This is a genomic window from Methylobacterium sp. SyP6R, assembly GCF_019216885.1.
Classification (GTDB): Bacteria; Pseudomonadota; Alphaproteobacteria; order Rhizobiales; family Beijerinckiaceae; genus Methylobacterium.
The window spans coordinates 14238-29324 of the sequence record NZ_JAAQRC020000005.1 but is presented as its reverse complement, the minus strand read 5'-3'; the positions used below and the strand labels follow the sequence as shown (position 1 = coordinate 29324).

Below are 15087 nucleotides of genomic sequence, written 5' to 3'. Positions count from 1 at the left end.
CAAACAAGTGTTTTCCGACATCCGAGATCGCCGGCTGGCTTCTGACGGGCACTTCATGGGGCTGCTTACGACCCTCAGCGGCAGTTGGAGCCTCAAGGTACGGGGTCCATCACTGAACGGCTGGCGCTAACCATCAGCACCTCGTTCAACGGCGTCGTGAAAGCTCGCCAGATGCAGGTCCTCCAGCCAGCACCATTATCGAGTGCGACCGCCTTGCTGCCTTCAACCGCAACTGCGCACAACACTTTGCTCAGGTTCTGCAGGCAGTCTCGCACCGATGAGGTGGAAGGCTGGACGGCAGTGATGCGGGTCGTATCAGGTGGTGGCGAGCAGCCGATGACAGTTCAGCTCGCCGATGTTCTCGGTGCGCTCAGCCAGGCGCTCGATCTAACAGAAGGTCAGCCAGTTGGGCATTGCGTACGTGCGACTTGGATCGGCTTCCATATCGGCAAGAAGATGCGACTGCCTGACCTGCAGTTATGGGAACTCTACCACACGGTCATGCTGAAGGACCTGGGCTGCTCCAGCAACGCCGCGCGCATCTGCGAGCTATATCTGTCCGATGATCTCAGTTTCAAGCGTGACTTCAAGACGGTCAGTGACAGCCTACCCAAGGTACTCGGCTTCGTCTTCTCCCATACTGGGTTGAAGGCGGGCTTGGCCGAACGGTTCCGCGCTGTGCTCAACATCCTGCAGAACGGTGGGGCCATCGTCGACGACCTCATCCAGACACGTTGCCAGCGCGGGGCGCAGATCGCCCGCCAGCTCCGCTTCCCGGCAAGCGTCTGCGAAGCCATTCACGCCTTAGACGAGCACTGGAACGGTACCGGCCGGCCGGACCGTCTCGCGGGCCCTGCAATCCCGCTCTACGCCCGCATCGCCCTCCTCGCGCAAGTGGTAGACGTGTTCCACACCGCAGCCGGCCCCGCCGCTGCAATGGCCGAGGTGCGTGCGCGCTCGGGCACGTGGTTCGATCCTCAGGTTGTCGCCTGCTTTGAGGGGGTCGCCACCGACCCAAGCTTCTGGCAGACACTGGCCTCAGAAGGGGTCGAGGCGGCGGTGCTCGCGCTGGCGCCGGTCAGCCCGATCATCGTGGACGAGGAGTATCTCGATGATATCGCCCGCGCCTTCGCCCAGATCATTGATGCCAAGAGCCCCTTCACCTCCGGCCATTCGGAGCGGGTCGCGGTCTACGCCGATATGATCGCGGCTGAACTCGGCTACACGTCGGAGCGTCGCCGCTGGCTGAAGCGGGCCGCCCTCCTGCACGACGTCGGCAAGCTCGGGGTCTCGAACGCCATCCTCGACAAGAATGGCAAGCTGGACGAAGCGGAGTGGCAGGACATGCGCAATCACGCGGCTCTGTCCGAGACCATTCTGACCCGAGTCCCGGTATTCCAAGAGATGGCATACATTGGCGGTGGACATCACGAGCGGCTGGACGGCAAGGGCTATCCGCGTGGGCTGATGGGCGACGAGATCGCCCCTGAGACCCGCATCGTCTCAGTCGCCGACGTCTTCGACGCCCTGACTGCCAACCGGCCCTACCGGGCGGCCATGCCCTTGGAGAAGGCGTTGGGCATCATGCGCGCGGACCTCGGCGCGGCATTCGACCCGACGTGTTTCGCCGCGCTGGAGCGGGTGCTTGCCGCAATCGAAGGGGATCTCGCTCGAGCGGCCTAGCATAAAAATCCAACCAGCTTGAACGCGTGAAAGGCTGCTTTCCACCCCATGCGGTCATTCTGCCCATCAGGCTCGGGTGTACGGAAAACATGTGTTTTCCGTACACCCGAGATTGTCGTCAGGAGGGGGCAATCTCGACACAGGTTGAGGTTGAGCGAGGAGCTTGGCCAAGGCGCGCACCGGCTCGGCCCCCAAGGTACGGCTCTCGACACGCAGGTGGTGCCGGTGACCTGGGGCGTCGGCGACCTTCGAGCCGGTGGTCGCGAATAGATACGGCACTCCGATGTCGACGAACTCATCGATGAACGAGTAGTCCCTGTCACCTTTGCCAACGCTCACGCGGAGCAGGCCATGTTTTTTGTTTGATTTTTGCAACAGAAAAAAACAACGAAATGTGCTGCACCGCGATCCTATCCCGGCTACCATATCCAAGGTCGGCAGGTTTGTGAATTGCAAAGGGAAAAATCACGACCGGCAGGCGCTAGCCGCTTTGATTGGACTACCGAGCAAGAGAATAGCCCAATGACGATAGAGGTCTTCGCGTCCGAGCTGAAACGCTTCCTTTCTACAGAAGATCCCGAGGTCCTTTGTATTACTGGTCGCTGGGGCGTAGGTAAGACGTACGCGTGGCGTCACTACCTTAAGGAAGCGCAGAAAGCAAAATCAGTCGCACTCAGCAAGTACTCCTACATCTCATTGTTCGGAAGAAATTCTCTTGACGATGTGCGTACATCTATTGTTGAAAATACAGTTGATAGCAATACTGTTGGCCAGCAGCCCGATCTAACGAGTTTCGACGCGATCGTTGGAAAACTTCTGGCGGGGGCAAAAGACCTAACGAAGGTCGCGACTTACATCCCACAGGCAAGTGGGTACGTGGCTAGCGCCAACCGTGCCCTTTTCATGATGACCAGCAATCAAATTGTTTGCGTTGATGATCTGGAACGCTCTGGAAAGGGACTGGATGCAAAAGATGTCATGGGGTTAATCTCGGGACTTAAGGAGGAAAAACGATGTAAGATCGTAATTCTTCTCAACGAAGAGGCACTTTCTGGAGACAACAAGATCGATTTCGGCACCCAGATTGAGAAAATTGCAGATACGATTATCAGGTTTGAGCCGACACCGGCGGAGTGTGCCGATATCGGCGTCGAGAAGGGACGTTTTTACACTGAGGAGTTGACGCGCTGCGTAGTCAGACTTCGTATTATTAACATTAGGGTCATCAAAAAAATTGAGCGCTTGTGTAAGCGCTTAGATTTCCTTAAAGAATATGACTCAAGAGTTATTAATCAATCCATACAATCGATATCACTGGCAGGATATGCAAAATTTCAACCGAAAGAAGCTCCACCGCTAGAATTCATCCGAACGTACAACCACATTTTCGATCTAATGAGCGGTGACAGAGACAAACCTGATCCAAACGAGGCATTCAGGACGCTGCTTCGCTCTTACGAATTCGGACACATGGACGACCTAGACGCCGTCCTTTTTGATGCAGTCGAACGTGGGTTCTTTATTGAGGAGGATCTCAAACGCGAGGCTGACAAACAGCAGAAGACTCTAATCCTATCGGATAAGCATACGGCATTTTCCAATGCATGGGAAGATTACCACAGCTCATTTGATGCCGATCAGGATGCTGTCTTAGACAAAATGTTTGCCTCGGTAAAGACGGACTACGAGGCCATATCCCCGACCAACTTAAGTAGTACGGTTGCCTTATTTAAAGAACTGGGCCGCCCGGAGCAAGCTGCCGAAATAATAAAAACATATATCGGCAACAGGAAGGAAGATGATAAATTTTGGGACCTATCCGAAGGATATCTCGGACGTCACGTTACGGATGTCGATGTGCGAAAGGCGTTTGCAGACAAATATGCCACTCTGCGCACACCTTTTAATGCCGAAAAATTTGTTCGAGAACTTCCCGGTCGAGGTGGCTGGGATCCTCGCGATGTAGCGGACATGGCGAATGTCACCGAGGACGAATACGTTAAGATATTCAAGTCCCTCAAGCGTGATGATTTCAAATCTTCAGTAGAAGGCGCTTTGTATTTCAAGAAAGTTGGAAATGCTGACGACCATATGAAGAAAATCGTATTGAGAGCGGAAGCGGCATTGCGCCGTATTGCGGCAGAGAGTCCGATGAATGCACAGCGCGTAAAAAATTTTGGTGTCAACTTAGAAGAATATCCGAAGCCAATTGCTGACATCGAAGATGTCGCAGACGACAAAGAGTATTGATAAATGAGAAATACAAAGAAAAAATCTCGTCATTCACCAGAAGCAGTGCGAGCGTTTTTTTCGCGAAGTGATCTTCTCGATCGAATTGCCCTGCGTCCATTAAGTCATATTGCATCCAATTGGGAATTAAGATGGGATGGTGCCCAATATGAGCATGAGCCGAATAGCTTCGCAGAAGATCTTAACATCCTAATTGAGACTGTCATATCAAGTCCGCGCCCTATAAATTATCATGATTACGAAGATATTATAGCTAAGATGCAGGCTGAACATTGGCCCATTCAGAAGATCCAGGGGCGTTGGATAGGCGCGGATTACAGGGGAATTCTGGAACAGGGTGCATTTAGAGACGTTGGGCAGCAAAATTTGATCAACGCCCTAGTTGGGCGAGTACATGCGGCCTTAGATCAAAAAAATCAAGATCATTTTGATAAGTTGGAAGAAGGTCATCTCGTGATGCTTGCTGGAATTATATCAATAATTCTTTATCATATAGAATGTAATGGTGAATCGCATCTTTATCAAGAGCTCGGCGAAGAGATAATTTAGTTGTAGATTTGTTGATACGTAATCAACAGGACAACGCCCTTCTCCTGGTTCCCAGGAGCGGGGTGCTGACTCCTTTTGTGATCCAGGCTGCGATTTTGGCGGCGATCAGCACGCTGCGGCTCTGGCTTGGTTGGGTGCAGCACCTACGCATCGCTTCGACGGGCATCACCCGCGATTTCGAGGAGCCTGTGACTCGCCTAACATGGCGTCCTGAGCACTGACGCTTGCCTGCAAGGGGTGTCCGGAACCGACCGGTTCTGGACAGGACGGCCAGGCCTGTTCAAAACCTAGCTTCCGTGCGTTCCGGACAGGTGTCCAGTTCCGGCCAGGGTTTTCGGACAGATCTACTTCATGCCGCGCACCTTCGCCTACCTCCGCGTCTCGACCCCCGGCCAGACCACCGACAACCAGCTCACCGAGATCCAGGCCGCCGGGTTCACCATCGAGCCACGCCGCCTCGTGACCGAGACCGTGTCGGGATCCACCGCAGTCGGGCAGCGCCGCGGGTTCGCCCGCCTGCTCGACAGGCTCGAGGCGGGTGACGTTCTGGTGGTCACCAAGCTCGACCGGCTCGGTCGCAACGCCATGGACGTGGGCGCGACCGTCGCCAGGCTCGAGGAACTCGGCGTGCGGGTCCACTGCCTGGCGCTGGGTGGGGTCGACCTGACGAGTTCGACGGGCAAGCTGACGATGGCCGTGATCAACGCGGTCGCGGAATTTGAGCGCGATCTCCTGATCGAGCGGACCCAGGCCGGGCTGAGCCGGGCGCGGGCGGAAGGCCGACGGCTCGGCCGGCCGGCCAGTCTCACCGGCGAGCAGCGCGCGGAGGTCGCGCGCCAGCTCGGGGAAGGTGCGAGCGTGTCGGCCCTGGCGCGGACCTTCAAGACCAGCCGGCAGACCATCCTACGTATTAGGGATGCGGCCGTGCCGTCCTGACCGCCCTCAAGATCCCGCCATTGCGCAACAAACACTGTCGGATTGATATTATGTATGAAAACATAGGTTGAAAGGTTTTTCGCACATATGACTGTCGACGGCCGATGAGCGTCAAGCGGTCAATCCGCAGTGCAACGCCCTGGCGACCTCCAGCGTCAACGAGCGGCGCCTCTACCAGAGCCCCCTGGATCTCGCGACGACCGGCCCGGGCTGAAGGCCTGTCTCACCTGCTCAAGACGGGCGACATCCTCGCGATGTGGAAGCTCGATCGGCTTGGCCGCAGCCTCCCGCACGTCCTGGACGTTATGGGCGACACGTGAAAGCGCGGTGTCGTGTTCCGCTCACTCACCGAAGCGAGGGATACGGGGACACTGTACGGCGAGCCTGCTGTCCTCTCTGTGTTAACCTTTGAATCACCAATCTCGACTTCATGCTCCTCCCGGCAGCGTGTTATCCGCGCCAGAAGTATCTGGATCGACCGGCAGGGGCGATGTCACGACTAACCGGATTAGTCCATCCCTAAATTTGGAAAAACTATGCGAAGCGTTGTTAGCCATGTTCATCCGGCTGCCTATTTGATCCGCCCACTCATGCTTAGCGGCACCCGCAGCAACATACCCTTGGCGCTTCAAGGCAGCCGATCCACCTTTATGCACAGCGTCAGCGAGTAGCTCCCATGTTCCACATATACTATCTTGCTCATATCTATTCAGAACATCTTGCTTTGCACGTGGGTAAGCACTCATTACCGCGGCTCTATCGCCAAGATACCATGCTTCAATTTCCTCAACTGCTATCCTAAAAATAACGTTTGGCGACGGATTACAGGCAGCGGCAACAGCCTTGAGTTCGTTCAATAGATCGACGCAGCTTACTCGATCGCTATCAACAACCACAACAAGACCATCTATACCGGGCGTTCTTCCATATCCACGCAATAGATCAGGAAGACGATCCAACAAGATACGCTTTGAAGCATCAGCATTAGGACGAAGACCTTTCGGTATGCGCCCGATCCCTTTATAAGATATTATCTTCCATGTATGTGGCTCTCCAAATTCTCCGATAATCTGAGGCACAATTATATCAAGCAAGCGATGCCCTGAGCTATCTTCAACTAATATATCGATATGCATTACGGCCTCGTATCTAAATAATCACTGTACCAAAGCCCTCCAAGAGGCAACCCTTCTTCAACTAAATTTCTTACTATATCTAGATCTGAAACCCTTTTTACCGTAGAAAATCCGTCTTGACCTTTCTCCAACAGCCATACTTCGTCAGGAGAAAGTGCGTCCACAAAGTAGGGCTGGTGAGTTGTGACAAATATTTGGGGATCGTTCTTTTTCCCGCCCGCATGTGAACGAAATTCATTTGCAAGAACTTCAAGCAATTTATGATATAATCCATTTTCTGGTTCCTCTATGCAAATAAAAGGTGGTGGCTCTGGATCCTCAAGAAGTAATAAATATGCAAAAACCTTCAATGTTCCATCCGACATTTGTTGAGAGAAAAACGGATCCTTAAAAGAACCACTCCCAAAACGAAGTAGTACACGCTTATCTTCAGTAACATGAGTGTCTATGCTATCAATACCCGGTATTTTTTCAGATATTTTCGATAAAATACTTTTAAATCTATTCTTGTGCTCACGTTCCATAAATTGGACAACATTTCCTATATTGTCACCATGAATATTTAAATGTTTCTGAGGACCTGCGCTTGGGAGAGCACGAGCTGCGTCTGGATGAAAGTACGATAAATACCATCCTTTTAGGAAATTACGAAATCTAGTAATTCTTGGATGCTCCTTTAATGTTCCTAAGGTTGCAATTCCAAGCTGTCTCAAGTCCGTAAGTTCTACAAGCTCTTTAGTTGTATCTTCTCCACCTTCTATTTCAACGGCTTGCTCTCCTGCCCATACAGCTCCTCTTCCGTTATCTAGTCTTAGAAATGGGTAGGGGCGTCCACGGGTTTGATTGCTCCGACGCTGACGTAGAACTTCTGATTGCACGTAGGGGCGCCCAGAAGCGTCAATCCCAATAGCAAGTTCATAAGTGATCGGCCTTTCGTTTGGTGCTTCACGATAATAAATTTCAAACCGAATAGGACCTTCCGTTCCGGCTGATACAAGCCGCTCAAAACCTCCGCGCTGCTTTACATCGCATGCACTCTCAACATCTGTCGACAGGCAATCAGCTACAAAGCCGAATGCGTCAAATAATGTGCTCTTTCCAGCACCATTCTTTCCGATTACAACAGTAAAAGGCGTAAGGGGAATACGATCTGAGCTATATATTTTTCCTAAAGTAATATCTTTCAATGCTCTATAATTTTGGACTCTAATCCCCTCAATCTGTGGCAATTTACTCTCCAGCGTTAGGGCACTTTGGGTTTACATCTCATATTTTGAAACGCTTGGCTAGTGCCCGCGGTTGAAGCCAGTGATCGTTGCTATCGCAGATAGCCTCATACATTTCTTCGAACAGGTCGCCTATGGATTTGAGCCTACCAGATTTGTCCGACAGCGACACTGATGGTCTGGTTGGCCTGCGACCGAGGTCGCGGGGCGCGGCCCGTAGGGGGCGCCCATCTGGACTCGAAGGTATACGAACCCGACGACGCAGCTTCTTCGGTAGGGCCAGTCTCTTCAGCGCCAACGGCAGTCGCAGCTAGATGGACCGACCGGCCGACGCTCTGGTACTTCGTGAAGGACCTGACCGACTGGGAGGTACTGATCTTGTGGTAAGGCTCGACGATAGAGCGGGCGACGAGCCGGCTGCTGCCGATGTTCGCGCACGGCTTTGACGAGCAGAAGCGGGATGCCACAGCTTAGGAGCAGGCTCAGCAGTTGCTCGCCTGCCTGCAGGCGGAAGGGCCCTATGGCTGAAGGCGTCCCCTACGAGCTGCTGACAGCAGTTCCGAAACCCAACCGGCGGCAACACCATGCCATCCGGCACGTCAAGCTGCAGATCGCCACGGTCGACACAGGCCGCTTGATCCGCGCGCCCCATGGGGCTTGCGGCGGATGGCGTATGGGGTCCTCTCGGCGTGTGTAGGCTTCTGATCGGTCCGGATGGATCTCAGAGGCTAACCAAAAGCCGTTCGAAGTGTGAGGCTGGTACCCACTTGAAACCGGGGCGCTTCGCCTTGGACCGGCCCGTTAGGGCAGGCCCTACTGGAACTCAGGAGTTTCGGGGTGGCGATCTCGGAGAGAGCAGCCCTCCCACCCCCTGACATGCCAGCGAGCATCATTCTTTGTAAGTGGTTATAGAAACAGCTTGACATATATATCCTTAAGTGCCTACATATACGTGTATGACTAATTAGTTAAGGACAAAAACGTGTCTCACCCTACCAATGTTCTCCCCGCCGATAAGCAGGTGGCGATCATCGCGGCCATCGACGCGATCAACACCAGCCTGGAACGCACGATGGTGGCACTCGGGAACTTGAAGAACCTCCTTCTACCGGATGCAGATACCGATCTGGAGTTCGACCCGGCCGATCCGGCTAACAAGGTCGAAGGCGGAGACAAGCTGACCGAACGAGGCGTCGAGGTCTGCTATCGGCTCTACGATGCCGGAAAGACCCGCTATGCAGTTGCCTCAGCTATGCACATTAGCTTCGGCGCAGCCGATTACCGTTTTCGGACCTGGGAGAAGGCTGGTGGAGTAAACCGTATCAAAAAGCAACTCGACTGAACTAAATATCTTCTAAAATTTTTATTATCATTTTATAAACTAGATGTGATATCGAGTGAAGTAAGCGGTGACTTACCCCACTCGATAATATGCTACATCATGCCGGCATCAAATCATTTAGATTTATCTTTTTTCCCTCGATTTCGACTATTTCTTTGTTTCCAGAAAATTTTGAATTAGAAACTCGTGTATACCACCTTAGCGCTGCCCTTACTATCTCCGAATAACTACGCTTATATTGACTTGCTTCACGCATTTCTTCGATCCTTTCGAGTGTTTTTTCAGATACAACAATTTGTATTCTAAATGACTGCTTAGAACTAGTGGCATTTTCATCTTCTATCGAATGCGCATCTATGTGCAAATCATGCACTTTCTTGTAGAACTGAACTGCTCGACGGACAGTCTCTCCATAGGATGCAGACTCGGTTTTATCCTTAAGATCGTCTAAGCTATCTAGAGATTTCTTAGACAGGAATATCTGCATTCTTGTTGATCTATCCGCGCCAGATTTCTTTTCGGTCGTGTCAGACTTTTCTTTGGCTGACTCGTTTATCTTTAAGCTTTTGGTCATGATATCGAATGCCTCTGCCTGTTCATTTATCATTACATTATGACGCGTTCGCGTTGATGGATGATTGCAGGACCTGCTTCTCGTAAATGCTCGATAAACTTTTGACACCAATACACCAAGAATTGCATCTTTATTAAAATAACATACTTTGCATTCTGCATTCATACCGCCAATAATGAATATTGCGCATTTAATAAAATTGCTTTTAATATTTTCTTTTACCTCAGCTGGGTTGATAATGATTGTAGCTACTAGGCCAGAGCATCCATCCCAGTCACTATATAGGGACGGAGTAGCAACTAGATCAGTCATTTCCCAGCTCCCGATGTCGCATATGAGCGCAAAGTCGGCCTTCAGCTCCTCGCGGTTCGCCGCGAACCATTTGGGCAGGAGCTTCGAGCCATCTTCCTCGGTGCTCTCAAGCATGTTGGTGATGCCGACGAGAAACTCGCCGTCGATCACCTTGAAGGCACGGTAGGCCTCGACGAGGGTCACCCACTGGCCCTTGTCGTCGCAGGTGCCGCGCGCGCTGATGACATTCCGGCCGTAGGGCAAGGCCGCCATGCGCGGCTCGAAGAGCGGCGTCTCCCATTGGTCAAGGGAATCGACCGTCTGTAAGTCGTAGTGGCCGTAGGGCAGCACGTGCGGGGTGCCGGGCTTGGCGTAATGCGCGAGCACCACCGGGTGCCCTCCGGTCTCGCGCAAGCTGGCCTCGAAGCCCATGGCGGCGAGATCGCCCTTCAGCCACTCCGCCGCCTTCTGACACTCGGCCGCGTAGGCCGGATCGGTCGAGATCGACGGGATGCGCAGGGAGGCGAACAGCCACCCCAACGAGTGGTCGAGGTCGAGGTCGTTGAGGATCCGGTCAAGCGCGGCCATGCCAGTCTCCTCTATCTACTCTATACGATGGCTTCTTCTCATTCATAACCACAACACCCTCCTGCTTCTTATCAGAAAACCAACTCCCCACTTAGTCCGATTATCGCCCCGCCAGTCGGCGGGGCGAATTCATTAAATTAAGCTCGCAAGCTTCAAGCCATAAGCGCCGAGCGCGCCGGCAATCGAAGCCGAGCCATACTTCATAATGCTGACAGCTGTCTTATACTTGAAAGTCCATTTTAGTGTAAAATCCTCCTTCTTTTCTAAATATATTACTTTCTCGTCTTCAGTTTCATCGGCTTTTGTTCTTATTATTGACACTGATACATCTTTGTAGTCCGTGCTTACTTTAAACTCGATATTTTGGTCGCTCATCGGATCAGCCTCGTGGGGACGTTGGCTTGATGGGGCCTTATCTACGAACAGGCAGATGCAGCCTTGCCCACTTGGACCTGGCGCACAGGTCACAGCGTTCAATCATCAGTACTGCAATCTTCAGTGCGACATAATGTCAATTCACTTTGAATGCTCAAGCTTGTCGACTAGCTTGTCTGCAATCTCGCTACTGGTCCGGGCTGCAAGGACTGTCCAGCTCGGGGCTATGACGCCGTTGCGCGCATGACCTCCCGCAGTGCGTTGAGGTCCGAAGGATCGGCCATGCGGTGGATCAGGGCCTGTCGCAACGACTCACCCAGCGTACGACACCGGAGCGGACAGCGCGGTAATGATGTGTGATCGGGCGTTCCATTAAGGCCTGCCCTAATGGCCGTGGCCAGTGCGCTCGATGAATGATAGCCGCCGCTAAGGATCAGTCACAGCCCTTCGAGCCCGATCCGACGTTCCCGGTTCCATACGCCCCCCTTATGCGAGGACGAGCAGGTTCTGGAGAAACGGCGTAGACGCCCTCAAGGGTGTCGAAGCCGACGGGGCAGCCCAGCGCCAGGCGACCGGGCCGGGGCCAAGGCCCTTGCGGCCTTGGGGCCGGTTCGGGCGGCTGGGCCCCCACCAGCAAACTTGGCCGCAGGCCGCCTTGTGTCGCGTCAGTCGACCGTCACCCGAAGGGCCGAAACCGCGCAGTGGGTTCGGGGAGCCGCTGCAGGCGGCGAGTAGGGCGCGGCCCGCAGGGGACGCCCATCTCAGAGCCTGTTTGATGGCTTGATCTTATGCTGGATTGTCGAGTGCGGTCAGAGCCATCAGGCAGGCAACGAAGATGAGGCGGCCGGTGGCGATGTCGAGGCGCCCGGCTCGTTCGCGCAGTAATCCGGCCCAGTGGCTGAGTCAGCCCAAGGTCCGCTCGACCACCCAGCGCCGCTTGAGCACGACGAAGCCTGTCTGATCCGGCTTCTTCTGCACCGCCTCGCAGCGCATGTGTCGGCGCGCCGCTCATAGCGGACGGGCAAGCGGCGGGCACGGTTGAACCAGGCGTGGCTGCGCTCGACCACCCAGCGATGCCGCCCGAGCCTGTCACTTCTCTCGATACCGCGCCGGGCAATCCGCGGTCTGATCCCGCGTGCCCGGCACTCCCGACGCCGCGCTCTAGCATCATAGGCCTTGTCGGCGTGCAGCTTGTCGGGGCGCTGGCGGGGGCGTCCACGCCGTCCGTTGCGCAGGGGCGGGATGGCGTCCACCGTCGGGGCCATCAGTGGGCTGTCGTGGCAGTTGGCACCGGTCAGAACGAGGCCGAGCGGCGTGCCGCGCGCGTCGGTGACGAGGTGGCGCTTGGTGCCCGCCTTGCCCCGGTCCGTCGGGTTCGGGCCGGTGGCAGACCCCCTTTTTTCGCCGGCACGCTCGCGCTGTCGACGCTCGCCCGGCTCCAGTCGATCTCACCCGCCGCCTGTAGGCGCTCGAGCAGGACCTGATGCAGGCGCCGCCACACGCCGGCGGCCTGCCAGTCGCGCAGCCGGCGCCAACAGCTCATGCCGCAGCCGCATTTCATCTCAGCCGGCAGCATCTCCCAGGGGATGCCCGAGCGCAGCACGAACAGAATGCCGGTCAGGGCAGCCCGATCGTCCACCCGGGGGCGCCCGCCCTTCGGGCGAGGCGGGTGGGGCGGCAGAAGCGGGGCGATCGCAGCCCAGAGATCGTCAGGGAGAAGCGGGCGAGCCATACCACCCCAACGCCCAACCGACCCAATCGTGCCGTTCTGTTAGGCGCTCTTAGCCCCGTCGTAGCCACGCGGCCCGCGCACCCCGATACACTTGACGCTCTGGGTGTCGATGATCGCCAGGCGGGGCTGCGTGCGACGACCGCAGCGACGCCGCTGGCGGCGGGCCAGGGCGCGCATCAGGATCTCGAACACGCCCTTCTCGATCCAGCGCCCGAACAGCCATAGACCGTGCGCCAGGGCGGAAACCCCGCCGGCAGGGCGCGCCAGGCACTGCCGACCCGCAGATGCCAGGCGATCGCCGCCACGATGTCAACGCCGATTGAAGTCTGACCCACCTTTGGCTTTGTCGCCGATCGTAACCTGACCCACCCCTCACGCAGGAACGGCTGGTTCCCGCACTGGCCGCGCCACCAGCCCGGCGCGCCGCTTGTCCTTCAGCCGGTAGCTCTCGCCCGTGATCGTCACCACGCTGGCATGGTGCAGCACCCGGTCCAGCATCGCCGCCGTCAGCACCGCGTCGCCGGCAAACGCCTGGTCCCACGCCCCGAACGACAGGTTCGAGGTCAGGATCATCGCGCCCCGCTCGTAGCGCTTGGCCGCCGCCTGGAAGAACAGGTTTGCCTGCTCGCGCGCGAACGGCAGGTAGCCGATCTCGTCGACGATCAGCAGGCGGTAGAGGTTCACCGCCCGGTGCATCGCCTCCTTCAGGCGCCCCTGGCGCTGCGCCGTCTCCAGCGTCAGAACCAAGTCCGCCGCACTGGTGAAGCGCACATTCATCCCGCGCTGCGTCGCCAGGTAGCCGAGCGCGATCGCCAGATGCGTCTTGCCCACGCCGGACGGGCCAAGGAACACCACGTTCTGCGCCCGCTCCACGAAGGCCAGGCTGGCCAGTTCCTGGATCTGCGCCCGCGGCGCCCGGCCCGCGCGGCCGACGTTGATCCTCAACAAGGGCACCGTGCCTGTCTCATCCCAGCGGGTTGCTCTGGGCGCGGCGCAGCAGGTTCATCAGCCCGCCCTGGCTCAGCCTCAGCCCGAACAGGTCCGACAGGGCCGCCTGCAACCGCTCGTAGGACAGCGCCTGGAAGGTCTTCAGGTAGGTCGCCACCGCGTGCAGCCGCGGCCCGAACGGTGTCGCGTCGGCTCCCGCCGGCCGCGGGGCGGCGACCCGGGTCCGGCAGGCCGGGCAGGTCACGCACAGGCGCCGGTGCTGCTCCACCACCGGACGAACGGGCGGCAGGTCGATCCGCTCGTGCACGCTGACGACCTTGGCCGGAAGATCGGCCGGCAGCGGCTCGCCGCACGACGAGCAGGCGGAGGGCCGATGCTCCACCACCTGATCCGGATCCGGGGTCAGCTCCCGCTTGTGCCCCTCATGCCCGGGCTTTGGCCCCGCCGGGACGGGACTTCTCCCGCCGTTCCTTACGATCCATGGACGGCGGCTTAGACGAGGTGCGCGAGGTCTTCTCGGGCCGGTGCAAGCGCAGCACCAGCTCGATCAGCTCCGCCTTGCTCAGGCGCTTCAGATCGGTGCGGCTCATCCCGACAGGGAATCGCCAAACCGCAATCCGTCAGGGGGGGCGACCTGACACCTGAGCCGTGAGGGAGCCGCCCGTCACAGCACCCCCTGGGTAATTACAATCTTGTTAAGTTGTAAAAATTTTTGGGGCAAGGGTGGCTTTTGTAGATGACATAAATGATAAATATGCATGACAATATTAGTCATTACTATGATCAGCTATAAGTTGCATAAATTTCACGACCAATGAGTTTCCATTTTCCTCGTTTCTTTTTGTATATAAGAACGGCTACTTCTCCATCTCCAAAGCTGGGATATTTGTTGTCATCCGTCTTGATCCATATGCGGCTACTACTATCTTGAACCAAGAAGGCTATTTTGTATTTTTTATCAAAAATTGGATAGCTGAACTTACTTAACAATGTTTGAATCGAGGCGATTATCTTATGTCCTTTAAAAGTTCCATTATCTGTATGTGTTGATACACTAAGCGCATTGTCTTTTATATCTGCACGCTCCTTCTCGCTGCATATCAGAGATTCTGCTTCATTATTTCCAACTATGATATCCTTCGGATTTTTATCATGCTTTGGAGGAGATAAATTGTTGTCTGCAGGATATTTTGTAAATTTTCTTATAGTATTTGCAGAAATTTGATAAATAAGCCATTTATCTGAAATTGTGCATCTACTATAATTATCTTTATCTGATAAGATAATTTCTTTAAATATAAGAATTGCATCCTTTTCGGAGCGACTCAGTTTTTCTTTGGAGCTTGCTACTTGAGAACTTATTACGCAAAACGTAGCAGCGAGTAAAATCGATTTGACTTTGAACACCTCTTCGAACATCAATTATCCCCCTAAGATGATAGCCTTACCCACCCCAT

Annotated in this window: 12 protein-coding genes and 3 pseudogenes; 5 read left to right on the top strand and 10 right to left on the bottom strand. The window is 55.2% G+C overall.

The genetic code is table 11. The annotated features are described in order from the left end of the window. The first annotated feature begins 303 nt into the window (after positions 1-303). The 4 genes from HBB12_RS34110 (at position 304) to HBB12_RS34095 (ending at position 5418) form a co-directional block, all read left to right on the top strand. A complete protein-coding gene (locus tag HBB12_RS34110; RefSeq protein WP_236993792.1) occupies positions 304-1683 on the top strand; it encodes an HD-GYP domain-containing protein in 1380 nt (459 codons plus the stop codon). Between the two features lie 522 nt (positions 1684-2205). Continuing rightward, the gene (locus tag HBB12_RS34105) at positions 2206-3933 is read left to right on the top strand and encodes a P-loop NTPase fold protein (RefSeq protein WP_236993791.1); all 1728 of its coding nucleotides are present in this window, start codon (positions 2206-2208) and stop codon (positions 3931-3933) included. A 3-nt stretch (positions 3934-3936) separates the two neighbouring features. Beyond that, complete coding sequence (locus HBB12_RS34100; RefSeq protein WP_236993790.1) at positions 3937-4482, top strand: hypothetical protein; 546 nt, start codon at positions 3937-3939, stop codon at positions 4480-4482. Positions 4483-4833: 351 nt separating this feature from the next. Beyond that, a complete protein-coding gene (locus tag HBB12_RS34095) occupies positions 4834-5418 on the top strand; it encodes a recombinase family protein (protein ID WP_236993789.1) in 585 nt (194 codons plus the stop codon). Between the two features lie 428 nt (positions 5419-5846). On the opposite strand, the gene HBB12_RS34090 is transcribed toward HBB12_RS34095, so the two are convergent. Together HBB12_RS34090 and HBB12_RS34085 are read right to left on the bottom strand one after the other, a co-directional pair. Next, positions 5847-6554 carry a DUF4276 family protein gene (locus HBB12_RS34090; protein WP_236993788.1) on the bottom strand — a complete coding sequence of 236 codons (708 nt, stop codon included), beginning with the start codon at positions 6552-6554 and terminating at the stop codon, positions 5847-5849. Further along, on the bottom strand, positions 6554-7783 hold the full coding sequence (locus HBB12_RS34085; RefSeq protein WP_236993787.1) for an AAA family ATPase: 1230 nt from the start codon (positions 7781-7783) through the stop codon (positions 6554-6556). The genes HBB12_RS34090 and HBB12_RS34085 overlap by 1 nt, the downstream gene beginning before the upstream one ends. Before the next feature lie 1018 nt (positions 7784-8801). On the opposite strand from HBB12_RS34085, the gene HBB12_RS34080 reads away from it, so the two are divergent. Next, entirely contained in the window at positions 8802-9122 is a 321-nt protein-coding gene (locus HBB12_RS34080) for a hypothetical protein (RefSeq protein ID WP_442919412.1), read from the top strand. 97 nt (positions 9123-9219) lie between these two features. Here the strand turns inward: HBB12_RS34080 and HBB12_RS34075 are convergent, their stop codons facing one another. The 8 genes and pseudogenes from HBB12_RS34075 to HBB12_RS34045 form a co-directional block, all read right to left on the bottom strand. Then, positions 9220-10575, bottom strand: coding sequence for a M20/M25/M40 family metallo-hydrolase (locus HBB12_RS34075; protein ID WP_236993786.1), 1356 nt, complete (start codon positions 10573-10575; stop codon positions 9220-9222). Between the two features lie 132 nt (positions 10576-10707). After that, positions 10708-10950, bottom strand: a complete 243-nt coding sequence (locus HBB12_RS34070; RefSeq protein WP_236993785.1) for a hypothetical protein — start codon at positions 10948-10950, stop codon at positions 10708-10710. Positions 10951-11768: 818 nt separating this feature from the next. Beyond that, positions 11769-12682, bottom strand: a pseudogene (locus tag HBB12_RS34065) (IS5 family transposase). Between the two features lie 39 nt (positions 12683-12721). After that, the gene (locus tag HBB12_RS34060) at positions 12722-12874 is read right to left on the bottom strand and encodes a hypothetical protein (RefSeq protein WP_236993784.1); all 153 of its coding nucleotides are present in this window, start codon (positions 12872-12874) and stop codon (positions 12722-12724) included. Further along, on the bottom strand, positions 12859-13017 hold the full coding sequence (locus HBB12_RS34625; RefSeq protein ID WP_442919411.1) for a transposase: 159 nt from the start codon (positions 13015-13017) through the stop codon (positions 12859-12861). Before HBB12_RS34625 ends, HBB12_RS34060 begins: the two co-directional genes overlap by 16 nt. Before the next feature lie 37 nt (positions 13018-13054). Continuing rightward, a pseudogene (gene istB / locus HBB12_RS34055) lies at positions 13055-13597 on the bottom strand (IS21-like element helper ATPase IstB); the annotation flags it as partial. A gap of 67 nt (positions 13598-13664) precedes the next feature. Then, positions 13665-14220: pseudogene (locus tag HBB12_RS34050) on the bottom strand (IS66 family transposase zinc-finger binding domain-containing protein); the annotation flags it as partial. Positions 14221-14413: 193 nt separating this feature from the next. Then, positions 14414-15049, bottom strand: coding sequence for a hypothetical protein (locus tag HBB12_RS34045; protein ID WP_236993783.1), 636 nt, complete (start codon positions 15047-15049; stop codon positions 14414-14416). Positions 15050-15087: the final 38 nt, after the last annotated feature.